We start from the raw sequence: 26,444 nt of genomic DNA on the forward strand, positions 1-26,444 counted from the left end.
ATTTTTTATGAGTCTAATTATATGTATTATCCAATTAATGAAATATTTCAAACTATACAAGGTGAGGGATACTATACTGGAACACCATCAATCTTTATTAGATTACAAGGATGTCCAGTACATTGCAAATGGTGTGATACTAAATATACATGGAAGTGTAATAATGAAGATCAAATTTCTTACGAAAAAATAATAATGAAAAAAAAATCTAATAGAAAATGGAGTTATATGAATGTTAAGGAAATTATTCTGATAATAAAAATTAAAAAATGGACAGCTAAACATATTGTTATTACTGGTGGTGAACCATGTTTATATAATCTTTTAGAAATTACAAAAGAACTAGAAAAAGAAGATTATAAATGTCAAATAGAAACAAGTGGGACTGAATTAATTAAATGTTCTCTAAATACTTGGATTACACTTTCTCCTAAAATTAATAAAAAAACACTAAAAACATCAATATTGCGCTCTAATGAAATTAAATACCCTGTTTTAAAAAAGGAAGATTTATTTTACCTAAATAGTATTTTAAAAAAAATAAAAAATAAAAAACATAATTTAATTTTTCTACAACCAATTAGTCAAAATGAAGAAGCATTAAATATTTGTATTAAAACGTGTATAATAAAAAATTGGAGATTATCAGTACAAATACATAAATATCTTAAAATTCGATAAGTTGTGTTTATAATCTTAGAAACCTTGATAAATACATCCTGATGTGCATGTTTCTTTAATTATAATAGTATTTAAAATAGACAATTTAGGTTTTAAACGATGCCAAATCCATTTAGCTAAAATTTCACTTGTTGGATTTTCTAAACCAGGAATATCATTTAAAAAATGATGATCTAACTGATCATAGATAGGTTGAAACGCTAATTTAATTTCAGCATAATCTATTATCCATCCATTTTTTTCATTAATTTTATCTTTAAGTTCTAAACGAACAAAAAAGGAATGACCGTGTAATCGTCTGCATTTATGCATTTTAGGAACATACGGTAAATAATGCGCTGCCTCGAATTGAAAATCTTTAAATATAATAGTTTTCACATATTTCTCAACATAGTTTCAAAAATAAATAAGATTTTTAGTTATTGTGTTTTTAAGTTAGGTAATAAATTCAATGGATTAACTGGTTCACCTTTATAACGTATTTCAAAATACAATTTTACTGCATTATTTTTTAATGAACCTATAGTAGCAATTTTTTGGTTTTTATATACTTTATCTTTTTGTTTAACAAGAATAGATTTATTAAATCCATATACACTTAAATAATTGTTTTTATGTTTAATAATAATTAATTTACTATAATTTTCAAAATCGTCATCAACATATACTACTTCTCCAGAAGCAGCAGCAAAAACAGATTGTCCTTCCAAACCAGAAATTTCAATTCCGTTTCGATCATTAATTTGAAAACGAGAAAATTTTTGTATATTTAGGTTTTGTATAGGCCAAGACCAATTATTAGAAATAATAATCGGTTTTTTTTGCGATTGAACGTATTTTTTTTCATCTAGTTTTTTCTTATGGAAAAAACATATTTTAGTAAAAAATTGATTTTTTTTTAAAAATTTTTCAAAATTTAATGACTTTTCAAAAAAAGATTTACAAGAACTGTATTCTTTTTTAATCTTGTTGTTGTAATTTAAAAAAGTACAATTTAAATGATCAATATTATTAATTGAAATATTTGCTATCCGTATTTTTTGTCCTACAAATATTTTATAAGGTTTTTTAATTTGATTGAATCTTGATAGTTGTCGATAATTGTAACCAAAATGTTTAGATATAGAATACAGTGTATCCTTTTTTTTGATAATATAAAAAACTTGAAGAATATTGTTTTTAAAATAGATAATATATTTATAATTTTTGATAAAAATTTTATTTTTTTTAGAAAAATATTTTTTATTATTTTTTAGTAAAGAAAAACATTCTTTTTTTTTAAAAAAATAAGGTTTTCTAAATTATCAAATTTATCCTGTAAAATTTGAGTGTTATTAAAGAATATATTTTTTTTGTCAATTGAATGTCCGAAAACAAAAGTTTTACAGATGAAAAATATAAATATTAAAAAAAAAATTTGTATACTAAAATTTTTAATTGCATTAAATTATACCATTTAATTCATAATTAATAAAATCAAGTAATAACTTCATTTAATATAAACATTATATTATACTTAAAAAAAAATAATACATATTAAATTATATTATTTTTTCGATCAGTATTTTTAGATTTTACAAGCATGACAAGAGATTGACAAGCTATTCCTTCTTTTCTTCCGATACAACCTATCATTTTAGAACTAGTAGATTTTACACTAATCTTTTCTATTTTAATATTAAGATCTGATGCTATATTTGATCTCATAAGAAAAATATAAGATAATATCTTAGGAGTTTCAGTGATAATAGTAATATCAATATTAGATATACGATAGTTTTTTAAATAAATTCTTTTCCAAATATATTTTAATAAAATTCTACTATTAATATTTTTATATTTTTTATCTTCGCTGGGAAAAAACGTACCAATATCACCCATAGCAGTAGCACCAAGTAATGCATCTATTAAAGAATGTATTAGTAAATCACCATTAGAATGAGCGATCAAACCTTTATTATAAGGTATTTGAACACCTCCAATGATCAAAGGTTTTATACTACCGAAAGCATGAATATCAAAACCGTATCCAATTCTCATTATCGATACATCCTCTTAATTTTTTAATAGTTCTTTAAGATAAAATTCTGCAAAGATGAGATCTTCAGGATAAGTTATCTTAATATTTTTGTAACTTCCTAAAACAATTAATGGATGATATCCGCAATATTCTAATGCTGAAGCTTCATCTGTTATATTTATTTTATCTTCAACAATCTTCTTTAAACAAAACCGTAATAAATTGATCGGAAACAACTGAGGAGTTAAAGCATGCCACAACTGATTTCTGGGAATAGTATGTAATATTGTTTTATTTTTTCGATTACTATATTTGATAGTATCACATACAGGTCGTGCTAAAATTCCACCTACTTTAGTATTTTTAGTGATAGCAATTAAATTTTCTAAATCTTGATAACTTAAACAAGGACGAACTGCATCATGAATTATCACCCATTTAGCATCTGTTGTTATAATTAAACCAGATAAAACTGAATGTATTCTTTCGTTACCGCCTAATACAGAAAAAACACGTAAATCAGATGATATAGATAATTTTTGAAAAAAATTATCTTCTTGATGCAAACTTACCACAATACGAACTATATTAGGATGCGATAATAATGTTTTTAAAGTATATTCAAGAATAGTACAATCTTTTATTTTTATATATTGTTTTGGAAAATCTAATTTCATCCTTCTACCTATTCCAGCAGCTGGTACTATAGCTATAATTTTTAGTTTAGGTGAATTAATTAATTTCATGTAATATCCAAAAAAAATAATTTTTATTCATTATATTTAAAAAATAGATATTGTTTTTTAATTTTTAATTGCATTATTTAAACGTTCAATTTCTAATATTAGTTGATTATTCCGTATTTGAAAATCTTCGTTTTTTTTTTTTTGAACTATAATTTTTTTATATATTTTAATATAGTCTAAAATACCATTTTTTCCAATCCAAAGAGAGCATTGCAACCAAAACAACAAAAACAGTAAAAATATTTTTAACATTTTCATATATTACTCGAAATAGTTTTATTTAAAATAAAAATGTTTCATCAATATTTGGAAAAGATATGATATTTTTATCACATAATATGTGAATTAATTTTTTTGTATTATTTTTTAAAGATATTGTTTCATCTAAATGTAAATCTGGTTTTTCTGGAATTTCATATAAAGATTGAATACCAGTCAAATCAGATATTTTACCAAGACGAGATTTTTGATATAATTTTTTAGGATCACGTTCTTCACATATATTTAATGGAGTATCAACGAAAACTTCCAAAAAATTTATTTTTCCTAACATTAAACGAATTTTTTTTCTTTGATTTCTATAAGGAGAAATAACTGAAACTAATACTATTATTCCTGCATCTATCATAAGTTTTGATACTTCTCCAATACGTCTAATATTTTCATTCCTATCTAAAATACTAAAACTTAAATCAGAACATAAACTAGATCTAATATTATCACCATCTAATAGATAAGTATTAAAATTATTTTGAAAAAGTATTTCTTCTAAAGAATTAGCAATACTAGATTTTCCTGATCCTGATAATCCTGTAAACCATATTACTATAGATTTATGACCATTTTTTTGCTCACGTTTAATACGTGTTACCGAATGTTTTTGCCAAATAATATTTTTTTTTGAATTATTATGCATTTTTAATAAAGAACCTTATGTTTTATTTTTTTATTTGCCAATATGGAAAATATTTTAATATTAAATTATACAGATCTGATTCGAAACCTTTTGTATTTTTATCAAAAATGATTTTTTCTTTTTTTTGAGTACCTTTCCGAATCATTCCAGCTCCTACTGTAATATTGCTTACAAGATCAATAAAAATTAAACTTCCTGTTATTTTATTTTCTTCGTAATCATCAAATATCATTTCTTCACTAAATATAATTTTCACCCGTCCAATACTATTTAATTTTAATATATTAGCTCTTTTCTTGATTAAAGTATTTACGTCAATTTCAAATAAAATTTCTTTAATATAAATACGCGTTTTTTTCCAGATAATTTAATAATGTACGAATTACCTATTTCTAATACAGAATCTATCATCCAAACAACATCTATTATTGCTTCTTGAGAAGGTTTTAAAAAAGAATTGATGTTTACAAAAAAATCTCCACGATTAATATCTATTTCGTCATTTAAAACTATTGTAATAGCTCCACCAACTTCTGCTGTTTCTAAATCTTGATCAAACTTTGCAATACGAGAGATACATGAGTTAATATTAATGGGCAATATTTTAATTTTCTGTCCAATATGAATTTTGCCAGAAAACAATGTACCAGAATAACCACGAAAATTTGAATTAGGACGATTAATATATTGTATTGGAAATCTTATTTCTTCAGAATTAACAGTATTTTCAATTTTTATAGTTTCTAAAAGATGAAGTAATGTAAATCCTTTATACCAATGCATAAATTTGCTTGTAAATACAATGTTTTCACCAATTAATGCTGATATAGGAATAAAAAAAATTTTTAAATCTTTAGAAATATTTTGAGAAAATAAAAGAAAATTTTTTTTATATTTTTAAATATTTCTTCTTTATATTTTACTAAGTCCATTTTATTTACTGCAACAATTAAATATTTAATTCTAAGTAGTGTGGAAATGCAACTATGTCTATAGGTTTGTTCTGATAATCCTTTTCTGGCATCTACTAATAAAATAGATAAATCGCATGTAGAAGCACCTGTAACCATATTCCGAGTATATTGCTCATGACCTGGTGTATCAGCAATAATAAATTTTCTTTTACTAGTAGTAAAATAACGATAAGCAACATCAATTGTAATACCTTGTTCACGTTCTAATTGAAGACCATCAACTATAAGTGCAAGATCTATTTGTTTTCCTTGCGTTCCGTGATATTTACTATCGCTCTCTAAAGAAGATAACTGGTTTCATAAATTTGATTAGTATCATGTAATAAACGACCAATTAGAGTACTCTTTCCATCATCTACACTGCCACATGTTAAAAATTTTAAGAGAGTTTTTTCTCGTTTGAATGCAACCATTTTTGAAAGTTATCTTTTATATTAAGTTCTTTAGTGTTAATATTTGTATTCATTTTAATCTCAATTTATTTTTAAAAGTAACCTTGTCTCTTTTTAAACTCCATTGAACTTCTTTGATTGTAATCAATAGAGCGACCTATACGCTCACTTGTTTTAACTATTAATGTTTCTTTAATAATATCAGGAAGAGTAACAACTTGTGATTCAATGGCACTCGTTAAAGGCCAACAACCTAAAGTTCGGAATCGAACCATTTTTTTAGTTATCTTTTCTTTTGGTTTAATATTAATATGTTTATCATCAATTACTAACAAAGCACTATCTCTCTCTAAAACTGGACGTATAGAGGAAAAATAAAGAGGTACAATTTCTATTTCTTCCAAAAAAATATACTGCCAAATGTTTAATTCAGTCTAATTAGAGAGGGGAAAAAAACACGAATACTTTCTCCTTTATTAATTTGACCATTGTAATTCCACCATAATTCTGGACGTTGTTTTTTAGGATCCCACTGATGAAAGGAATGACGAAAAGAATAAATTCGTTCTTTAGAACGTGATTTTTCTTCATCACGCCTAGCTCCAGCAAAAGCAACATCAAATTTATATTTATTTATCGCTTCTTTCAATGCTTCTGTTTTCATTATGTCAGTGTATTTAGAACTACTATTTTGAAATGGATTCACACCCAATAATTTTCCTTTAAGATTAGAATGAACAATTAATTCTATATTGAAAGATTTAGAAATATAATCTCTAAAGGAATACATTTCTTTAAATTTCCATCCAGTATCTATATATAATAATGGAAAAGGTAAATTGCCAGGATAAAAAGATTTTCTCGCAAGATGAAGCATAACTGAAGAATCTTTTCCAATAGAATAAAGCATTACAGGATTTTCAAATTCAGCTATTACCTATCGCATTATATAAATACTTTCTGATTCTAATTGACGTAAATAGGTTGTATTTTTTTTAAACATATTATCACCTTAAATTAAATGTATTATAAAAGAGATATTTTTTTTATTATTAAATACACTAGGGGTATTAAACCATTCTAATTTTTTATGTAAAAAAACAACTTTTCCAATAATTAATAAAGATAGGTTTATAGTAAATTTAACTATTTTATCAAGTTCATCTAAACGTCCTATAATAACTTTTTGTTTTATAGTAGTACCTTTTCCAATAACAGCTATTGGTGTTGATTTAGAGCGACCATGTAAAATAAGATTTTGAGAAATATATGAAGCTTGTAAAGTTCCCATATATACAACTAAGGTATAAGAAGAATCACATAAAGTAGACCAATTATTTGATATATCATTTGAACACTTATGACCTGTAATAAATATTACGCCTTTTGCATAGTCTCGATGTGTTAATGGTATACCCGCATATGCTGAAACACCAATCGCAAATGTGATACCTGGAACAACTTGAACACTAATACCTTCTTTTTTTGCTGCTTCTAATTCTTCACCGCCACGGCCGAAAACAAATGGATCTCCTACCTTTAAAGAAATAACTTTTTTCCCTTTCTTTGCTAAAGATATTAATAATTAAATAATTTTATCTTGAGTAATATTTTTTTCACAAACAGTTTTACCAACGTAAATGCGTTTTGCATCTCGACGAATAAACTCTAAAATTTCTGAAGAAACTAAACGATCATATAGCACTACATCTGCTTCCTGTAATACCTTCAATGCTCTTAAAGTTAAGAGTCCACTATTTCCAGGACCAGCTCCAACCAAAATAATTTCTCCAGTTAATAGATCGGGTTTACGAATCATTTTTGTTAAGAATTTAACTGCTTTCTTTATTTCCCCGTTGATTATATATTAAACAAAAATACTATTAAATAACTTTTCCCAAAAACGACGTCTTTCTAATAGCGTTTGAAATTTTTTTTAATTATAGATCTCCAACTACCTGCAATTTTAGCAACATTACCTAATCTTACAGGAAGAATAGCTTCAATTTTTTCACGTAATAAACGCAATAAAACAGGTGCTATTCCTCCAGAAGAAATACCTATAATTATAGGAGATCGATCAATAATAGAGGGAAAAATAAAAGAACATTTCGATTGATCATCAACTACATTGACCAATTTGCAGGAATTGTTACATGTTTCAAATATTTTTTGATTTAACTGAATGTCATTAGTAGCAGCTATAACCAAAAAAAAATTATTTAAATCAGAGAAATGAAACTGCTTAGAAATCCAAAATATTTTTTTTTGATCTAGAAGTTTTTTAATTTCTAAAGATATATCTTTACTAAAAATACTAATTATAGCTCCTGAACGAAGTAATAATGTAATCTTATTAAAAGCTACTTGTCCGGCACCAACTACCAATACATTTTTATATTTTAAATCTACGAAAATAGGAAGATAATTCACGTTTACCCTGTTTAAAAAAATAATAAAAAATTTATGTCAATTTTTGAAAATATTTAATTTTTTTATCTTTAAATACATAAAATTTTCAAAAGTATGCAATTTAATCTTCATGTAAGCCACATTCACGTTTTAATCCAAAAAAAACGAGTTTCTTCTTCTAACATCATATCTTTTTTAAATTTTTTAGTAGTATGAACATCTCCTACAGATATATAGCCTTCTTTTAATAAGGGATGATTATTTAAGTTATTTTCTTTTATATATTTATATATTTCATCATTAGACCAATCTAAAATTGGTAATACTTTGAAAATTCCTTTCTGAATAGAAATATAGGGTAATGAACTTCGACTTTTAGATTGTTCACGACGTAATCCTGAAAACCATGTTTTTACTGATAATTTTTTAAAAGCTAAATTCATTGGTTCTACTTTGTTGATAGTGTTATATAAATTGATTCCTTCAATTCCTTGCTTCTATAATTTCCCATATCGAGCTTCTTGCCAAGATGAAGAGATAGATGATTGAAACACTTTTAAGTTTAAATTCCACTTCTTCACTAATATATCAATAAAATTATATATTTGAGGAAATAAATATCCAGTGTCAATCAATATAATAGGAATATTAGGTTTTTGTTTTACTATAAGATGTAATAATAAAATGGATTGAATACCAAAACTAGATGACATGACATGTGTAAATGGTAAATTCTTTAATGCCCAAGATATGCGTTTTTCAGGAGAGTATCTAGATACTATCATGTTAAATTCAGATAACATTTCTTTTTTTTTTAGAATCTAACGAATTTATATTTTCATAGTTAAATTGAAACATTTTTCATCACCACTAATTCCAAAAGTCATAAATAGGATTAACAACTTTTTTTACAACATTCCTTCTAATAACAAAATCTCCAAAATGTTCTTTTTTTTGACGTTCAATAGACCAAATTTTTATTAAAAAATCTAAATGAATTAATATTTCTTGTTCTGTAATATTTTCTTTGTATATTTTAGGAATTCGACTTCCTATTCGATTTCCGCCAATGTATAAATTATATCGACCAAGAGATTTGCCAATTAAACCAATTTCAGCTAATAAAGATCTTCCACAACCATTCGGGCATCCAGAAATACGTAAAATTATTATTTCTTTTTCAATGCCATATTTTAACATGATATTCTCTACTTTAGTAATAAAAAAAGACAAAATACGTTCAGATTCAGCTATTGCTAATGGACAAGTAGGAAAAGAAACACAAGCCATCGAATTTTCACGTAAGGAACTTACTTTTTTTATTAATCCATGAGATATAGCAATTTCTTCTATTTTTTTCTTATTTTTGTCTAATATTTCCGATATTACTATGTTTTGATTTGCTGTTAATCTAAAATTACCTGTGTGTAAATTAGCTATTTTTAATAAACCTGATTTTACTAATTGTTTATCATTATCATATATTCTTCCATTTTGAATAAAAACTGTTAAGCTCCAGTCATTATTAATGTTTTTTGTCCATCCAAATCTATCTCCTCGACTAATAAAATAATAAGGTTTTATAGTTTCGAAAGTCATATTAGCTCTTTTTTCTACTTCTTTTTTAAAAACACTTAATCCTACTTTTGCTATAGTGTACCTAGTTTTTGCATTTTTTCGATCAGTACGATTGCCCCAATCTCGTTGCGTTGTTACTATAGATTCAGCAACAGATAAAGTTTTTTCAAGAGTAATATAACCTAACTCTACAGCAAGAAAAGGCCATGTATTTTTATTTCCATGATTGATAGATAAACCACCACCTATTAATACGTTAAATCCTACTATTTTATTATTTTTTGTAATCGCTATAAAATTCATATCGTTAGCATATAAATCTACATCATTATATGGCGGAACTACGACTGTAGTTTTAAATTTTCTTGGCAAATAAGTTTTGCCTAAAATTGGTTCTTGATCTGTAGTAGCAATTTTTTTCTGATTTAACCAGATTTCTGCATATGCTTTAGTTTGAGGTAATAAAAAATTTGAAATTTTTGAGACCATTCATAACATTGTTGATGAATTAAAGATTCCATAGGGTTAGATGTACAAAGAACGTTTCTATTAACATCATTAGCTGTACCTAAGGAATCTAAACCTATTTTATTTAACATTTTATGAGCATCTTTTAATGTTTTCTTTAAAATTCCATGAAATTGAAAAGTTTGAAGATTATTCAAACGAATTGTTCCATATAATGTATTTTTACTTGCAAAATGATCAATTTTCAACCATTTTTTAGCTTTAATAATTCCTCTAGGTAAACGACAACGCAACATCATTGCATAACGGGGTTCTAATTTCTGTTCATTACGTTCTAAACGTAAATCTCGATCATCTTATTGATACATACCATGAAACCGAATTAGGGAAAAATTATCTCCAGTAAAACCATTAGTAATCTCATCTTTTAAATCGTCAATAATAGTGCCTCTAAGATAATTACTGTTTTCTTTAATTCGCTCTTCTTTAGTATTTTTTAAAAATACTTTTTTATAATCTTTTTTCATTAGTATACATCTCTTTGATAACGTCTTGTTATTCTCAAGTTATTTAAAAACTCACTAGATTCTTCAATATCCATTGAACCATTCTTACTAAAAACATCTAACAATTCTTTTTCAACGTCTTTTGCCATTTTAGATGCATTACCACAAACGTAGATTTGTGCCCCTTGATTGACCCATTCCCATAATTCTTTTCCATTTTCTCTTATTTTATCTTGTACATATATTTTTTCCTTTTGATCTCGTGACCAAGCTAAACTCATTTTAGTAAGAAGTTTTTTTTTCAAATATTTTTGCCATTCTAATTGATATAAAAAATCTTCAGTAAAATTAGGATTACCAAAAAATATCCAATTTTTTCCTGTAGCTTTATCATTATCTCGTTGTTGTATAAAAGCACGAAATGGAGCGATACCAGTTCCTGATCCAATCATAATAATAGGTACATCTTTATTTTCAGGTAAACGAAAATTACTCTTTTCTTCAACAAAAATTTTTACAGAATCATCAATTTTTAAAAATTGTGATAAATAACTAGAAGAACCTCCTAAATGTATAGTACCAGAAATTTGTTTCTTCACTACTCCGACTGTAATATGAACTTCATCATTCATTTCAGATTGAGATGAAGAAATAGAATATAATCTAGGTTTTAAAGGTCGTAAAATACTAATTAATTGTTGAGAAGACAGTTTTTTAGGATGATCATATATCATCTTTAACAAAGGTGTTTTTTTTACATAGTTGTTTAATTTTTTATTATCAGATATAATTTTTTTCAAAAATTTATTTTGTGTAACATCAGTATATTTTTGAATAATATGCTTAGTATTTGTAGTTAATTCAAAATTTTTTTTCAAAGCTTCAAAAATAGTAATTATTTTATCTTTAACTTTAACTTTATCAGATATTCTTATAGAAAGTAGTTTTAATATTTGTTTTATTAATTGACTACTATTTTGATACCATACACCTAACGCATCACCAGGTGTATAAACAATATTTGAATTCGTTATATCTAACTCAATATGATGAACATCTTTAGTTGAATTTCGACCGGTAATTTTTTGATTTAATAAAACTGTAGCAACAGCAGGTTTATACTTTGTATAATTTAACTTATCAATAAAATTTTTTTTATCATTTTTTTTGAACACAGAACAAGTAGAAACATCTATTTTGTTTATAGCAAGTAACAACTCTTCTGACCATTGTATATAATTTGATTCATATTCAATATCTGAATCTAGTCTATGAAGTAAACTTTTTCCTCCTAATTCGCTGAATCTTTTATCAAAATCTTTTCCTGCTTGACAAAATAAATTATAAGAAACATCTCCTAATCCAAATACACTATAGTGTAAATTCTCTAATCTCGGAGCTTTTTTTGACATAATAAATTTATAAAAAGATAGTGCTTCTTCTGGAGGTTCACCTTCTCCTTGAGTAGAAATAATTAGAATTAAAAACCTTTCATTTTTAATTTTTTTGAAATTATAATCAGCAGCATCAATTAAATTAGTTTTCTTATTTTCATTTTTTAAATATTTATTAAAACGTTTAGCAAGCTGTCTAGCATTTCCAGTTTGAGAAGCAGATATAATAGTAATTATTTTCTCTTCATTATCTTTTCGAAAAAATTCATTTTTTTCACATATTAATCGAGAAGGAGTTTGATTAGCTAAATTCCAAAAATAACCTGAAAGCCAAGCATATTGAATACTAGAACAATTTTTTTTAATTTTTTCTAAATTTTCTATTTTATCTAAACTAAGGGGAAAAAAAATATTAAAGGGATTTTTATTTTTCATTACACTAAATGCCTAAAGTTTATTAGTTTTAAAAAACTAATATTATTAATTTAGTATAATTTACAGAAAATATTAATTTTTATCTACTAATAAGAAGTCAAAATTTTATAGAAAACTATTTTAAAAAACATTATCACTTTCTAATTCAATTAATTTCTTTTTTGCATCTTGTATTACAATATCTGGAATCCCAGATAAAGAAGCTACTGCTATACCGTAACTTTTTTTTGAAATTCCTTTTTTAATTTTATATAAAAAAGCTATATTTGAATCATGTTCAAAAGCAGAAAAATAAAAATTTTTTATATTTTTAAAAAAATTTTCTAATTTTGTTAATTCAATAAAATGAGTCGATAATAAAATCATAGATTTATTTTTAGTCATTAAATATTTAGAACATGACCAAGCTAATGCTAATCCATCTTTATTTGATGTTCCTCGTCCTAATTCATCTATTAAAATTAAACTATTGCAAGTTGCATTATGAAGAATATTAGATATTTCTGTCATTTCCATCATGAAAGTTGAATAACCATTACTAACATCATCTGCAGAACCAATACGTGTAAAAATTTTATCAATCAAACCAATAGAAGCATACTTTGCAGGTACAAAACTACCTATACAAGCCATAATAATAATAAGTGCAACTTGACGCATATAAGTACTTTTACCACCCATATTAGGGCCTGTAATAATAAGCATTCTATTTTTTTTTGATAAATCAACAGAATTACTAATAAAGGGATTTTCTAAAAAACATTCAACAACTGGATGACGACTTTCTACCAAGGTAATACCATATTTTTTAGTCATTTTAGGACAAACATAATTTAAAGATATAGAACGTTCAGATAAATTGACTAAAACATCTAATTCCGACAATGCAAATGCACTATTTTTTAAGTCTTCTAAAAACGGTTCGATTATATCAAATAATTCCATATATAGCGTTTTTTCTAAAAAAATAGCTTGAAATTTAGCACTAATAACTTGTTTTTCATAATTTTTTAATAGAGGAACACTATATCGTTCTACATTTTTTAAAGTTTGTATCTTAAGATAAGAATGCGGAATTAAATGAGAATGACGTTTGTTAACTTGAATATAATAACCGACGATATTGTTGTATCCGATTTTAAATGAATCAATATTTAATCTACTTTTTTCTTTTACTTCAAAGTCTTGTAAATATTTTTGAGAATTTTTTTTTAAAGAGCGTAATTCATCAAGTTTTTTATTATAATTACATGCTATTACACCTCCATCTCGAATAGAAGAAGGAACTGTTAAATTTATCGATTTTTTCAGCAAAAATAATATTTTTTCAAATTTTCCAATAGACATGAGAACATTATTAATGCTAGTCGATTTTATTTTTTTTAATATTAAACATAAATCAGGTAAAATATTTAATGTCGAACGCATTCGGACAAAATCACGGGGTAAGGCAGTACGTAAAGCTAAACGTGAACATATTCTTTCGAGATCACTCACTTGACGAAGAATACATTGTATTTCTTTATAAAAAGGTCGTAAAAGTTTTACCATTCCATGACGATTTTTAATTAAACTTAAATCTTTTGAAGGAGTATTTAACCAGCGATTTAATAATCTTCCACCCATAGATGTGACTGTTTTATTTAATACTGAAGATAGAGTATTTTTACTTTCACCAGAAATACTTTCAATGATTTCAAGGCTTTTACGTGTACTCGAATTCATAAAAATATTATTTTCTATATAATTAAATTGTATTTTACGAATATGAGGTAAAAATGATATATGCATCAATTTGATATAATTAATTAAACAACCAGCAGGGCGAATAACAAAATGATTTTTCTTAATACCAAATCCATTCAAATTAGAGGTTTTAAACTGTAAAGTTAGTAACTTATATGAAATTTTTATATCAAAATCTAATAATGGACGTTTTTGTATGCATTTCTTATGAGATATCAATAACATATCTTCGAAATTTTCAGGATATAATAATTCTGTAGGATTTGTACGTTCAATTTCTGATAATAAAGAATTTCTATCGAAATGTTCAGAAACACCAAAAAATCCCAAAGAAATATCTAAAATAGCATATGCAAATTTATTATTTTCTTTCCAAACCGCTGCAATAAAATTATCTTTGTTTTCTTCAAGAAATGCTTCATCTGTAATAGTACCAGGAGTAATAACTCGAACTACTTGACGAGTTAGCAATTTTTTTTCAGAATAAACATCTTTTATTTGATCACATACTGCAATAGATTCTCCCATTTTTACAAGTTTAGAGAGATAATACTCTGCAGTATGACATGGCACTCCAGCCATAGGAATAATATTGTTATTTGAATTGCCTTTTTTGGTTAAAGTAATTTTTAATAATCTAGAAACGCGTTTGGCATCTTCGTAAAATAATTCATAAAAATCACCCATTTGATAAAAAAGAAGCATATTAGGATATTGTGATTTTAAAGATAAATACTGTTTGATCATTGGAGTATGATTACTATTTTTAGTAGAAAAATTAGTTTCAGTCATCTGGAACTCAAATATAATTAAAAATTATGAAAAATTTAATATTTCAAGAATTTATAAAATGAAAATTTAACATTATATACTAGATAGGTGTATTCTTTCATTTTATGAATTGTTTTAAAATTTTTTATTTATAAAAAAATTATAGAATATGGATAGAAAAATGAAAAAAATATTGATTGTTTTATACAGTATATTTTTATCTTTTACTGCTTCGTCTTATGAATTTAATAATAAAAAAGAATATGAAATAGAAAAAAGAAATATTTCTAATGTTCCTAAAGTGATGCATTTTTTTTCTTTTTTTTGTCCGTATTGTTATGAATTAGAAAAGATATACAATATTCAATCTTTAATTAAAAATAAAATAGATAAAAAAATAAAAATACAAACTTATCATGTTAATTTTTTAGGAGGAGAATTTAGCAAAATACTAACAAAAATTTGGATAATAGCTCAAAAAATGAAAGTGGAAGAAAAAATTATGATGCCTATATTTAAAGAAATTCAAGAAAATAATACTATAAGTCATACTTCTAATATTAAAAATATATTTTTGCAAAAAACAGGCATAAATAAAGATCAATACAATAAATTTTGGAATAGCTTTACAATTAAAATGCTAATAAAAAAAAATGATAATGATATAAATAAAATTAAATTAAATCATGTTCCTACTATGATAGTAAACGGAAAATATGTAATTGACTATTATAAATTAGAAAAGATTTTTAAAACAAATTTCTCTAAAAAATATATAAAATTAATAAAATTTTTACTTTCAAAAAAGTAAGTTAATACGATATAAATATCAAGATCTATATTTTCTATGGTAAAATTACTTTAAGTAGTAATAAATATTTTTAATATTTAATTTCAATCTTTTTTATACTACTTTTTTAAAATTAAATTAACTTAACTTTTTCAGTTTATTAAAAAATAAAAAAATATTATATTGATATTTTGTATTTTACATATAAAGTCATCTATAAAATCACTTTTACTAAAAAAAATTATTTAATAGTATACTATTTTCTTTTATTTTACTAAATTCAGTTTTAACTAATTAAAAGATAAAATTCATGCCGTACACAAAAAAAAAACCGATTATCATAGTAGATGGAAGTTTATATTTATATCGTTCTTATTTTACATTTCAAAACTTTAACAGTAATGAAGAAAATCCGTCTGGAGCTATATATGGAATGTTAAAAACGATACAAAATATTTTAAACAAAAATTATAATTCAAAAAAAATTATTATTATTTTTGATTCTTCTAAAAAAAATTTTAGAAATACAATATTTAAAGAATATAAAAGTAATAGATCAGCAATGCCTAACAAACTCTACGTACAAATCCAACCTCTTTTTAAAATACTTGAGGAAATTGGAATTAAGACATTAAGTATTTTAGGAATAGAAGCCGACGATATTATTGGAAGTTTAGCATATAAACTAGAACAAAAAGGAGAACAAGTATTAATTGTAAGTCATGATAAAGATATGATACAACTTATAACTGATAATATTAATGTATTGAACATCAGTAAAAACAGTATTCTTACTCCAGAGAAAATACAAGAGAAATATGGCATTTATCCTAAAGAATTTATTGATCTTTTGGCTCTAATGGGAGACTCCTCGGATAATATTCCAGGTGTTCCTAAAATTGGTATAAAAACTGCATTATTTCTATTAAAAAAATTTTCAAATATCAAAAATATTTACAATAACATTGAAAAAATACAATCTTTACCCTTTCGAAATGCTAAAAATGCTGCTATTCAATTAAAAAATTATAAAAAAACTGCTTTTCTTTCATATCAATTAGCCAAAATAAAATTAGATGTTCCTATTAATATTACTTCTGAAGAAATTACTTTAAAAAAAACATGTTTTAAAAAATTATCTAATTTGATTCGATGGTATTCATTTAACGAATAAAAAATATTCATATTCAACGATATTTTTCGTACCAAAAGTTTAATTTAGATTTTAGTTTTTCAATTCCTATTTTTTTTAAAGATGAAAATAGTTGAATATGAAGTTCATTCAAAAATTTATCTAATTTTTCATACACTTTTTGAAATTGAATTTTTTGATTATTTATTGTAAACTTATCACATTTCGTTAGTAATAATAAAATAGGAATTTTACAATTTAAAGCCATACTAATGATATCTTGATCAAGAATTTTTAAAGGATATCTAATATCCATTAACAAAACTAATCCTTTTAAAGATCTGCTATTTTTTAAGTAACTGTATATCATATTTTGCCATTTTATCTTAATTAATAAAGGAGCTTTAGCATAACCATAACCCGGAAGATCAACAATTCTAAAATCAGAAGTCACTTGAAAAAGGTTAATTAATTGAGTACGACCAGGCGTTTTACTGAAACGAGCTAGTTTTTTTTGATTAGTCAACGCGTTAATAGCGCTCGATTTTCCTGAATTAGAATAACCAATAAAAGCAATTTCAATTCCATGTTCAATTTGTATATCAGAAATATTAGAAATACTCTTTAAAAAAAATGTTTTGTTATAATTTAAAATAATCAAAATTTAACCTCAAATGTTTAGAATCAAGGGTAACTTAAAATATTCTTTACATAAAATTAATACTTTTTTTTAAAAAATATTTCTCAAATACGTTTGATATTTTTAACATAAAAAAACATAATCCGCAAAATTTTATCTTTTCTCAAATTCTATCTAAAATTAATCTCTATTATATATCTATCTATTAAAAAAAGATTAATTTTTAAAGGAAGAAAAATGCATCAAAATATAAGAAACATTGCTATTATAGCACATGTTGATCATGGTAAAACCACGCTACTTGATCAACTATTACAACAATCTGGAACTTTTCAAAAACATGAAGAAAAGAAAGAACGTATTATGGATTCTAATGATTTAGAGAAAGAGAGGGGGATTACAATATTATCTAAAAATACTTCTATTAAATGGAAAGAATATAAAATTAATATTGTTGATACACCAGGTCACGCTGATTTTGGCGGTGAGGTAGAACGAGTAATGTCTATGGTTGACTCAGTTTTACTAATAGTAGATGCATTAGATGGACCTATGCCACAAACTCGTTTCGTCACTAAAAAAGCATTTAAATATGGCTTAAATCCTATTGTAGTTATTAACAAAATTGATAGAAAAAATTCTCGTCCTGATTGGGTTATAAATGAAATTTTCGATCTCTTTGTTAATCTTAATGCTAATGATAAACAACTTGATTTTCCAATTATATATACTTCTGCAATTCTTGGAACTTCAGGGATAAATTATCTTGACATGAAAGAAAATATGATTCCATTGTACGAAGCAATTATTAAATATGCCCCAGCGCCTAATGTAGATCCTAATCAAAAATTTCAAATGCAAATTTCGCAACTTGACTACAATAATTATTTAGGAGTAATAGGTGTTGGTCGTATTAAACAAGGTCATATAAAACCAAATGATTCAGTAGTTATTATTGATAGTTTAGGAAACACCAGAAATGGTAAAATTAATAAGGTATTAAATTATTTTGGACTTAAAAGATTAGAAATACAAAAAGGAGACGCAGGTGATATAATTGCTATTACAGGTTTAAATAAATTAAACATTTCTGATACAATCTGCCATCCAGATAATTTATGCCCTCTTCCACCGTTAATTATAGATGAACCTACAGTCAACATGTTTTTTTCAGTAAATACTTCACCTTTTTCAGGAAAAGAAGGTAAATATATTACATCACGTCAAATTTTAGAAAGATTAAAAAAAGAGACCATACACAACGTAGCTTTGCAAGTAAAAGAAACAAAAGATGCAAATATTTTTTCTGTTTCTGGACGTGGCGAATTGCATTTATCTATACTAATAGAAAATATGCGTCGTGAAGGATTCGAATTAGAGGTATCTCGTCCCAAAATAATTTTTCGTGAAATAAATGATATTAAGCAAGAACCGTTTGAAAATATCATCCTAGACATTGAAGAAAAACATCAAGGCAATATTATGAAATTTATAGGAGAAAGGAAAGGTGAATTAAAAAATATAACTGTTGATCCTAATAAAAGGATACGTCTTGAATATCTTTTATCGAGTAGAGCTTTAATTGGATTTCGTACAGAATTTATGAGTATAACTTCAGGAACTGGACTTTTTTACTCATCTTTCAGTCACTATCAAAAATATCAAAAAAATGATATAGGACAAAGAAAAAATGGCGTTTTAATATCAAATAGTACTGGTATGGCGGTAGCTTTTGCTCTATTTAATTTACAAGAAAGAGGAAAATTGTTTTTAGGACACGGTACTCAAGTCTATGAAGGTCAAATAATCGGACTACATAATCGTTCTAACGATTTAACAGTAAATTGTCTTACAGGAAAAAAACTAACAAATATGAGAGCTTCAGGGACAGATGAAGCTATAATTTTAACAACGTTTACAAAATTCACATTAGAAGAAGCTTTATCTTTTATCAATGATGATGAATTAGTAGAAATCACACCAAAATCAATACGTTTAAGAAAACGTTATTTAAAAGAAAACGAACGAAAAAAAGCCAATCGAGATAGAACTACTATAGTTGATTAAGCTATTTTTGTTAAAAAAATCAACTTTTATTAATTATATAATTCTATTTTCTCAATAGAATTATATAAATAATTTTAAATAAAAAAAATATTTCATACAGAAAAAATTTTATAGTTTTAACTTTTTAATAATTGAGAAATTAATACATTATGCTTATTTTTTTGATGAAATAAACATAAATGCTCAGCAATAATAATAGTTCTTAAATCATTTATAGCTTTTTGAAAATCATCATTAATAATTAAATAGTCATATTCTGAATAATGATTCATTTCATCAACAGCTTTTTCCATTCTTTTTGAAATAACTGTATCACTATCTTGTCCTCGTTCTCTTAATCTTTTATATAATTCATCTTTAGATGGAGGAAGCAAAAAAATACTCTTCGAATTTGGCATTTTATACCGAATCTGATTAGCTCCTTGCCAATCTATATCAAGAAAAACATCAATCCCTGAAAGCAACATTTTTTCAATAGATTGACGTGAAGTTCCATAATAGTTATTAAACACTTTAGCATATTCTAAAAAAGATTCTTGTTTAATCATTATTCTGAATTCTTTTTTTGATATAAAATAATAGTGTTTTCCATGAGATTCACCAGGTCTCATAACTCTAGTAGTATGAGAAATAGAAACTTGAATATTATATAAAAATTTTGTTTTTAATAATCCTTCAATTAAGCTAGATTTTCCTGTTCCACTTGGTGCTGAAATAATAAAAAGAATACCTTGAGACATGATTTTTTAAACAATATTATCTAAATTTTTGCAAAAAAAAGAATTTTTTTTAAAAAAAAATCATTAAATAAAAAATACTAATTTTTAATTAAAAAGATATTTTTAAATTCATAAATTCTGAATATGTTTTGAATATTTATAGATTTATTTAATACAGCTTGTATAACAGTTCTATTAAATTCAACATGAACGATTGCTAGTAAGAAGCCAATTCTATACCATTTTTCTTCTTTTTTCATTTCAATAATAGAACCAATTTTAGGATTAATATTTCCTTTACTTGATAAAAGATATAGTGAATATTTATTTAAATTTTTATAAAATACTCGTGCTATTGTTTCCTGTCCATAATAACATCCTTTATCGAAACTTACAGCTTGAAGCAGTATTAAATTAATAGATTGCGGCAAAAATTTTTGAGAAGTTTGTTTGTCAATAATAGGAAACCCTGCTTCTATATCAAATAGAAGCCATTGTTTACTGTTATTCAGCAAGGTTATTTCGTTTTCTTTTCTCTTTAAAAGCAGTAAGTCTTTTAAAGATAAAACTAACAAAAATCTTTCACAAGGTTCTGAAAACCAAAGTATTGTCCTATCCTGATTAGAAATTAATGAACAATTTTTGTTCGGTATATCAACAAAATTTTTTGATAAAAAAAACTTAGCATTAAACCCAGAAAGTCCAAATAAATAAATGTCATCTAACTCTCGAATTTCTACTTTAGAAAAAATAGCATATTTTTTTAATTCTTTAATTTGTATTTTAGCGATGCTTTTACGAATAATATAAGCAAAACCTTTTTTATAATGAAAAATAAACATAGTTGCCCATACTTTTCCATTAAAATTACAATGAGCACAAAGCTTATATTCTTCTTTTTTTAAACAATTTATATCAATAGTAAATTGATTTTGAAGATGTTTTTTACTATCAATACCACATATATAAATTAAACACCATTCTTCAAGTAAACTTAATGTTAAAGGTAAATTAATTGAAGGATAAATAGAATTTTTAAAACATTTAGATAATGACATGACTTTCCTTAAAAAGTTAAAATATATTAACTAAAAAAAAAAAAAATTATCAAATTAAATATATAATAAAAAAATAAATTTTTTTTAATCATTTTTATAAAAAAAACTTAAAATTATTTTTTAAAACAAATTTTTGGAAGAAAAAATGACAATGGAAATTAATATAATAACAAATAAAATAAACAAATTGATACAACGTAAAAAAGATTTGAAGAGGTATCTTTGACTATGTAGCAAAAAGTACACGTATTTTAGAAATCGATTTAGAATTATCATCAACTGAAATCTGGAAAAAAAAAGAATATGTACATAATCTGAATAAAGAAAAGAATTTATTAAATATTATAATAAATAAAATTAATAATATTGAAAAAAATATAAAAGAGATGATTATTTTCTTAGATTTAGCTATAGAAACAAAAGACAATGCAATCATACAAGAGATATCTGAAGAAATTAAAAAAATAGCAGAAAAAATACAAGAACTTGAATTTTATCGTATGTTTTCAAATCAGCATGATCATTGCAATTGCTATATTGATGTACAAGCTGGTTCAGGAGGAGTAGATGCTCAAGATTGGTCAAAAATATTATTAAGAATGTATTTAAAATGGTCTGATAAAAAGGGATTCAAAACAGAGATAATTGAAGAATCTACAGGAGAAATAGTTGGCATAAAATCATCTACTATTAAAGTTTCTGGACAATATGCTTTTGGATGGCTACGAACAGAAACAGGAATACATCGTTTAATTAGAAAAAGCCCATTTGATTCAGGAAAAAGGCGTCATACTTCATTTAGTTCAATTTTTATATATCCAGATATAGAAGATAAAATTAATATTGAAATCAACCCATCTGATCTTAGAATAGATGTATACAGAGCTTCAGGAGCAGGAGGACAACATGTAAACAGAACAGAATCAGCTGTTCGAATTACTCATTTACCTACAAATATTGTTACTCAGTGTCAAAATAATAGATCACAGCACAAAAATAAAGAACAAGCAATTAAGCAAATGAAATCTAAATTATACGAAATGAAAATAAAAGAAAAAAAGGAAAAACAAAAAAAAATAGAGAAAAATAAATCAGATATCAGCTGGGGTAATCAAATTCGTTCTTATATATTGGATAATTCAAAAATAAAAGATCTTAGAACAGGAGTAGAAAAATATAATGTACAATCTGTATTAGATGGTGACTTAGACGATTTTATTGAACAAAGTTTAATAATGGGATTATAGAAAATAAAATGATTAAAAAAACAGATTTAAATAATAATATTTTTCAAAAAGAAAAACAAATAAGAAAAGAAAAACTGATTAATATGAAAAAAAACGGATTTTCTTTTCCAAATAGTTTCAAAAAAAACACTAACTCTATCAAAATACATCAAGAATATGAAAATAAAACAATTAATGAACTTAAAGTTTTAAATGTTGAAGTTACGATTGCAGGTCGTATGATACAACGAAGAATTATGGGAAAAGCATCTTTTTTTACATTACAAGATATGGAAGGAAAAATACAAATTTATACAAGAGAAAAAGAGATTACATCAGATTTTTACAACAATCATTTTAAAAAATGGGATATTGGAGATATTCTAGGAATAGAAGGAATATTGTTTAAAACAAAAACAGGAGAATTATCTATTTTTTCTAAAAAATTAAAAATATTAACTAAATCTTTAAGACCCTTACCTGATAAATTTCACGGATTATCTAACCAAGAAAAACGTTATAGAAAAAGATACTTAGATTTAATTAGTAATAATCAATTATTTAATATTTTTAAAAATCGTTCTAAAATAATCAGGTTCATTCGAAATTTTATGATAGAAAACAATTTTTTAGAAGTAGAAACTCCTATGTTACATAATATTCCTGGTGGAGCAAATGCTCGACCTTTTATTACTTATCATAATGAAATTAATGAAGAAATGTACTTAAGAATAGCACCTGAATTATATTTAAAACAACTAATTGTGGGTGGTTTTGAACGTATTTTTGAACTCAATCGAAATTTTCGTAATGAAGGAGTTTCTGCTCGACATAATCCAGAATTTACTATGATGGAAGCATATATAGCTTATTCTAATTATGAAGATATGATGAATTTTACTGAAAATTTACTAAAAAATATAATCAAATCAATTTGTGGAAAAAGTGAAATAAAATATAATAAGTATTACTTAAATTTTAATATTCCGTTTAAAAAATTAACGATGAAAGAATCTATTTTGCAATTTAATTCAAATATTTGTTTATCAGATTTAAAAAATTTACAAAAAATTAAAAAAATTGCAAATAATATTGGTATCGAAATAAAAGACAATTGGAATATAGGTTATATAGAAAATGAAATTTTTGAAAAAACAGTAGAAAAAAACCTTATTCAACCTACTTTTATTACTGAATATCCAGTGGAAGTTTCTCCCCTAGCTAGACGTAACGATTTTAATTCTAATGTAACAGATAGATTTGAACTTTTTATTGCTGGATATGAAATTGGAAATGGATTTTCTGAATTAAACGATTCAGAAGATCAAAAAAATAGATTTTTAAATCAAATGAAAATAGCAGAAAAAGAAAAAAATAAAGATATGTTGTATGATGAAAATTACATAGAGGCATTAAAATACGGTTTACCTCCTACTTCAGGTTTAGGAATTGGAATTGATCGTCTGATTATGATATTAACTAATCAAATAAGCATTCGGGACGTTATTTTATTTCCAACATTACGTTCATTTAAAAAATAATTCTTATTTTTTTATAAATTTATTTTGAGTAGGTGTGTAATTATACAATAATAAAATAGGAAAAAAAATGCCAGAATTATTAAATAAAACTAAAACAAATCTTAATTTTGAAAACATTAAAATACTAATAAAAAAATTCCAGTCTCCATTTTGGGTTTATGATTCAAATATAATCCATAAAAAAATCAACTTACTAAAAGAATTTGATATTGTTCGATTTGCTCAAAAAGCGTGTTCAAATATTCATATATTGCGTTTAATGAAACAAAAAAATATAAAAGTAGATGCAGTTTCATTAGGTGAAATAGAACGAGCTTTAGTAGCTGGATTTAAACCTAATTCCAACGAAATAATTTTTACTGCAGATCTCTTTGATGAAGAAACCTTATCTAAGGTAATTGATTTTAAAATTCCAGTTAATGCCGGATCAATAGATATGCTAGAACAATTAGGTAAACTTTCCCCTGGTCATCATGTTTGGTTAAGAATTAATCCAGGATTTGGACATGGACATAGCAAAAAAACTAATACTGGAGGGGAAAACAGTAAACACGGCATTTGGAATCCTCGTTTAGCGATACCTATTATAAAAAAATATAAATTAAAACTGATAGGTCTACATATGCATATTGGTTCCGGAGTCAACTATAAACACCTTAAAAAAGTCGGTCAGGCCATGATAGAAAAGGCAATGGAAATAAATGAAAAAATATTATTTATTTCCGCTGGAGGTGGTTTGCCAATACCCTATACATTTAATGAAAAACCTATTGATACCAAAAAATACTTTATAATTTGGGATGAAGCAAGAAAAAAAATATCTCGTTTTTTAAATACACCAATACAATTAGAGATTGAACCAGGTAGATTTTTAGTAGCAGAATCAGGAATTTTAATTTCACAGGTAAGAGCAATTAAAAAAATGGGAGATAAAAATTTTGTTTTAATTGATGCTGGTTTTAACGACCTTATGCGTCCAACTATGTATGGAAGTTATCATCATGTATCTGTTGTTACTAAAGATGATCGGAATATACACGAAACAGAAACAATAGATACGATTATAGGTGGTCCTTTGTGCGAATCAGGTGATATTTTTACACAAAAAGAAGGAGGAAATATAACTACTAGAAAATTACCAATATTAAAAATAGGGGATTATTTGATTTTTCACGATGTAGGTGCTTATGGTGCTTCAATGTCGTCTAATTACAATACAAGACCACTTATTCAAGAAATTTTGCTAGAAAACAACACATTTAGAACAATTAGAAGACGACAAAAAATCAATGAATTATTAAATTTAGAAAAATAATACTTTTAAAAATATTATTTATTACACTAAAATCTAATTTCAGTTTAAAAGGATACAATACAATATATGTATATCAATTTTCCAAATATCAATCCTATTATTTTTTCGATTGGTTCTTTTAAAGCTCACTGGTATGGTTTTATGTATCTTATAAGTTTTATGTTTGCTGTATGGTATGGAAAAAAGAGCGTTAAAAAAAAAATCAGATAAAAAAAACATAGAAAATTTATTATATATTATTTTTATAAGTTCATGTATTGGAGGTAGGATAGGATATATAATTTTTTATAATTTTTCATATTTTTCTCAAAACATATTATGCTCATTACACATTTGGGAAGGTGGTATGTCATTTCATGGAGGATTAATAGGAGCAATAATTGCTATGTATTACCTTTCTTTAAAACAAAATGTAAAAATATTAAAAATATCTGATTTCATAGTTCCACTAGTACCTTTTGGATTAGGAGCAGGAAGGTTAGGAAATTTTATTAATAGTGAATTATTCGGTCGTATAGCACCAAATTTTCCATATGCCTTTCTTTTTCCTAACACATATAAAGAAGATTTAAAAATAGTTTCTAAAAATCCTGAATTACAAGACATATTAGATAAATATGGAGTATTGCCTCGTCATCCCTCACAATTATATGAATTTTTTTTAGAAGGCATCTTTTTATTTTTCATAATCTATTTTTTTACTAGAAAAAAAAGGAATACAGGTAGTATTAGTGCTTTATTTTTAATAAGTTATGGAATATTAAGAATAATAAGTGAATTTTTTCGAGAACCAGACCCTCAAATTGGACTATTAAAAAACATAATAACTATGGGTCAAATATTGTCTATTCCGATGATTATTATTGGATGTATTATAATATGTAAATCTATTTATAAAAAATAATTCTTTTATTGAG

18 protein-coding genes and 7 pseudogenes are annotated in these 26,444 nt (G+C 24.9%); 8 read left to right on the forward strand and 17 right to left on the reverse strand.

The features are described from left to right. Positions 1-21 precede the first annotated feature (21 nt). Positions 22-681, forward strand: a complete 660-nt coding sequence (queE, locus tag BUSG_RS02105) for a 7-carboxy-7-deazaguanine synthase QueE (RefSeq protein ID WP_011053919.1) — start codon at positions 22-24, stop codon at positions 679-681. A 15-nt stretch (positions 682-696) separates the two neighbouring features. Here the strand turns inward: queE and queD are convergent, their stop codons facing one another. The 14 genes and pseudogenes from queD to mutS all read right to left on the reverse strand — a co-directional run bounded on the left by queD (position 697) and on the right by mutS (position 15,060). After that, positions 697-1,059 (reverse strand): 6-carboxytetrahydropterin synthase QueD, encoded by a 363-nt coding sequence (queD, locus tag BUSG_RS02110; protein WP_011053920.1) that lies wholly within the window; start codon positions 1,057-1,059, stop codon positions 697-699. A 41-nt stretch (positions 1,060-1,100) separates the two neighbouring features. Then, entirely contained in the window at positions 1,101-1,391 is a 291-nt protein-coding gene (locus tag BUSG_RS03230; protein WP_050702898.1) for a peptidoglycan DD-metalloendopeptidase family protein, read from the reverse strand. A gap of 378 nt (positions 1,392-1,769) precedes the next feature. Continuing rightward, positions 1,770-1,898 (reverse strand): annotated as a pseudogene (locus BUSG_RS03345) (LysM peptidoglycan-binding domain-containing protein); the annotation flags it as partial. Positions 1,899-2,217: 319 nt separating this feature from the next. Next, a complete protein-coding gene (ispF, locus tag BUSG_RS02120) occupies positions 2,218-2,721 on the reverse strand; it encodes a 2-C-methyl-D-erythritol 2,4-cyclodiphosphate synthase (protein ID WP_011053921.1) in 504 nt (167 codons plus the stop codon). 15 nt (positions 2,722-2,736) lie between these two features. Further along, positions 2,737-3,447 (reverse strand): 2-C-methyl-D-erythritol 4-phosphate cytidylyltransferase, encoded by a 711-nt coding sequence (gene ispD, locus BUSG_RS02125; RefSeq protein WP_011053922.1) that lies wholly within the window; start codon positions 3,445-3,447, stop codon positions 2,737-2,739. Positions 3,448-3,504: 57 nt separating this feature from the next. Then, on the reverse strand, positions 3,505-3,699 hold the full coding sequence (locus BUSG_RS02130; RefSeq protein ID WP_234414131.1) for a septum formation initiator family protein: 195 nt from the start codon (positions 3,697-3,699) through the stop codon (positions 3,505-3,507). 28 nt (positions 3,700-3,727) lie between these two features. After that, positions 3,728-4,363 (reverse strand): adenylyl-sulfate kinase, encoded by a 636-nt coding sequence (gene cysC / locus BUSG_RS02135; protein WP_011053924.1) that lies wholly within the window; start codon positions 4,361-4,363, stop codon positions 3,728-3,730. A gap of 22 nt (positions 4,364-4,385) precedes the next feature. Beyond that, a pseudogene (gene cysN / locus BUSG_RS03335) lies at positions 4,386-5,803 on the reverse strand (sulfate adenylyltransferase subunit CysN). An 18-nt stretch (positions 5,804-5,821) separates the two neighbouring features. Beyond that, a pseudogene (gene cysD, locus BUSG_RS02145) lies at positions 5,822-6,732 on the reverse strand (sulfate adenylyltransferase subunit CysD). A 9-nt stretch (positions 6,733-6,741) separates the two neighbouring features. Beyond that, positions 6,742-8,162 (reverse strand): annotated as a pseudogene (gene cysG, locus BUSG_RS02150) (siroheme synthase CysG). A gap of 100 nt (positions 8,163-8,262) precedes the next feature. Then, positions 8,263-8,999: pseudogene (locus tag BUSG_RS02155) on the reverse strand (phosphoadenylyl-sulfate reductase). 12 nt (positions 9,000-9,011) lie between these two features. Further along, positions 9,012-10,714 (reverse strand): annotated as a pseudogene (gene cysI / locus BUSG_RS02160) (assimilatory sulfite reductase (NADPH) hemoprotein subunit). Further along, complete coding sequence (locus BUSG_RS02165; protein WP_011053925.1) at positions 10,714-12,522, reverse strand: assimilatory sulfite reductase (NADPH) flavoprotein subunit; 1,809 nt, start codon at positions 12,520-12,522, stop codon at positions 10,714-10,716. The pseudogene cysI and the gene BUSG_RS02165 overlap by 1 nt, the downstream one beginning before the upstream one ends. Positions 12,523-12,642: 120 nt before the next feature. Then, complete coding sequence (gene mutS / locus BUSG_RS02170) at positions 12,643-15,060, reverse strand: DNA mismatch repair protein MutS (RefSeq protein ID WP_011053926.1); 2,418 nt, start codon at positions 15,058-15,060, stop codon at positions 12,643-12,645. 160 nt (positions 15,061-15,220) lie between these two features. On the opposite strand from mutS, the gene BUSG_RS02175 reads away from it, so the two are divergent. Together BUSG_RS02175 and BUSG_RS02180 are read left to right on the forward strand one after the other, a co-directional pair. Next, on the forward strand, positions 15,221-15,850 hold the full coding sequence (locus BUSG_RS02175) for a DsbA family protein (protein WP_011053927.1): 630 nt from the start codon (positions 15,221-15,223) through the stop codon (positions 15,848-15,850). Positions 15,851-16,139: 289 nt separating this feature from the next. Continuing rightward, a complete protein-coding gene (locus BUSG_RS02180; RefSeq protein ID WP_011053928.1) occupies positions 16,140-17,003 on the forward strand; it encodes a 5'-3' exonuclease in 864 nt (287 codons plus the stop codon). Positions 17,004-17,016: 13 nt separating this feature from the next. Here BUSG_RS02180 and yihA read toward each other — a convergent pair whose 3' ends face one another. Further along, complete coding sequence (yihA, locus tag BUSG_RS02185) at positions 17,017-17,622, reverse strand: ribosome biogenesis GTP-binding protein YihA/YsxC (protein ID WP_011053929.1); 606 nt, start codon at positions 17,620-17,622, stop codon at positions 17,017-17,019. A gap of 216 nt (positions 17,623-17,838) precedes the next feature. Between yihA and typA the strand changes: the two genes are divergently transcribed. Continuing rightward, the gene (gene typA, locus BUSG_RS02190; RefSeq protein WP_011053930.1) at positions 17,839-19,668 is read left to right on the forward strand and encodes a translational GTPase TypA; all 1,830 of its coding nucleotides are present in this window, start codon (positions 17,839-17,841) and stop codon (positions 19,666-19,668) included. A 116-nt stretch (positions 19,669-19,784) separates the two neighbouring features. Here typA and gmk read toward each other — a convergent pair whose 3' ends face one another. Next, a complete protein-coding gene (gmk, locus tag BUSG_RS02195; protein WP_011053931.1) occupies positions 19,785-20,408 on the reverse strand; it encodes a guanylate kinase in 624 nt (207 codons plus the stop codon). A gap of 77 nt (positions 20,409-20,485) precedes the next feature. Further along, a complete protein-coding gene (gene ygfZ, locus BUSG_RS02200; RefSeq protein ID WP_011053932.1) occupies positions 20,486-21,445 on the reverse strand; it encodes a tRNA-modifying protein YgfZ in 960 nt (319 codons plus the stop codon). Positions 21,446-21,596: 151 nt separating this feature from the next. Between ygfZ and prfB the strand changes: the two genes are divergently transcribed. From prfB to lgt, 4 genes and pseudogenes are all read left to right on the forward strand, one after another. Beyond that, positions 21,597-22,692 (forward strand): peptide chain release factor 2 gene (gene prfB, locus BUSG_RS02210; protein ID WP_108926791.1). Its coding sequence is split into 2 segments (ribosomal slippage): positions 21,597-21,668 and positions 21,670-22,692, totalling 1,095 coding nucleotides; the frame shifts between segments, so codons are not numbered across the junction. Between the two features lie 8 nt (positions 22,693-22,700). Continuing rightward, entirely contained in the window at positions 22,701-24,212 is a 1,512-nt protein-coding gene (gene lysS / locus BUSG_RS02215) for a lysine--tRNA ligase (protein ID WP_011053933.1), read from the forward strand. A 67-nt stretch (positions 24,213-24,279) separates the two neighbouring features. Continuing rightward, positions 24,280-25,527, forward strand: a complete 1,248-nt coding sequence (lysA, locus tag BUSG_RS02220; protein WP_011053934.1) for a diaminopimelate decarboxylase — start codon at positions 24,280-24,282, stop codon at positions 25,525-25,527. A 57-nt stretch (positions 25,528-25,584) separates the two neighbouring features. Continuing rightward, positions 25,585-26,431 (forward strand): annotated as a pseudogene (lgt, locus tag BUSG_RS02225) (prolipoprotein diacylglyceryl transferase). Positions 26,432-26,444: the final 13 nt, after the last annotated feature.

It is taken from the genome of Buchnera aphidicola str. Sg (Schizaphis graminum) (assembly GCF_000007365.1).
In the GTDB taxonomy this organism is placed as follows: domain Bacteria; phylum Pseudomonadota; class Gammaproteobacteria; order Enterobacterales; family Enterobacteriaceae; genus Buchnera; species Buchnera aphidicola.

Bases quoted from the DNA above. Each gene is read 5' to 3' on its own strand.
- queE (WP_011053919.1), top strand. From the start codon at position 22: ATGTATTATCCAATTAATGAAATATTTCAAACTATACAAGGTGAGGGA.
- ispF (WP_011053921.1), bottom strand. From the start codon at position 2,721: ATGAGAATTGGATACGGTTTTGATATTCATGCTTTCGGTAGTATAAAA.
- ispD (WP_011053922.1), bottom strand. From the start codon at position 3,447: ATGAAATTAATTAATTCACCTAAACTAAAAATTATAGCTATAGTACCA.
- BUSG_RS02130 (WP_234414131.1), bottom strand. From the start codon at position 3,699: ATGTTAAAAATATTTTTACTGTTTTTGTTGTTTTGGTTGCAATGCTCT.
- cysC (WP_011053924.1), bottom strand. From the start codon at position 4,363: ATGCATAATAATTCAAAAAAAAATATTATTTGGCAAAAACATTCGGTA.
- BUSG_RS02165 (WP_011053925.1), bottom strand. From the start codon at position 12,522: ATGAAAAATAAAAATCCCTTTAATATTTTTTTTCCCCTTAGTTTAGAT.
- mutS (WP_011053926.1), bottom strand. From the start codon at position 15,060: ATGACTGAAACTAATTTTTCTACTAAAAATAGTAATCATACTCCAATG.
- BUSG_RS02175 (WP_011053927.1), top strand. From the start codon at position 15,221: ATGAAAAAAATATTGATTGTTTTATACAGTATATTTTTATCTTTTACT.
- BUSG_RS02180 (WP_011053928.1), top strand. From the start codon at position 16,140: ATGCCGTACACAAAAAAAAAACCGATTATCATAGTAGATGGAAGTTTA.
- typA (WP_011053930.1), top strand. From the start codon at position 17,839: ATGCATCAAAATATAAGAAACATTGCTATTATAGCACATGTTGATCAT.
- gmk (WP_011053931.1), bottom strand. From the start codon at position 20,408: ATGTCTCAAGGTATTCTTTTTATTATTTCAGCACCAAGTGGAACAGGA.
- ygfZ (WP_011053932.1), bottom strand. From the start codon at position 21,445: ATGTCATTATCTAAATGTTTTAAAAATTCTATTTATCCTTCAATTAAT.
- lysS (WP_011053933.1), top strand. From the start codon at position 22,701: ATGATTAAAAAAACAGATTTAAATAATAATATTTTTCAAAAAGAAAAA.
- lysA (WP_011053934.1), top strand. From the start codon at position 24,280: ATGCCAGAATTATTAAATAAAACTAAAACAAATCTTAATTTTGAAAAC.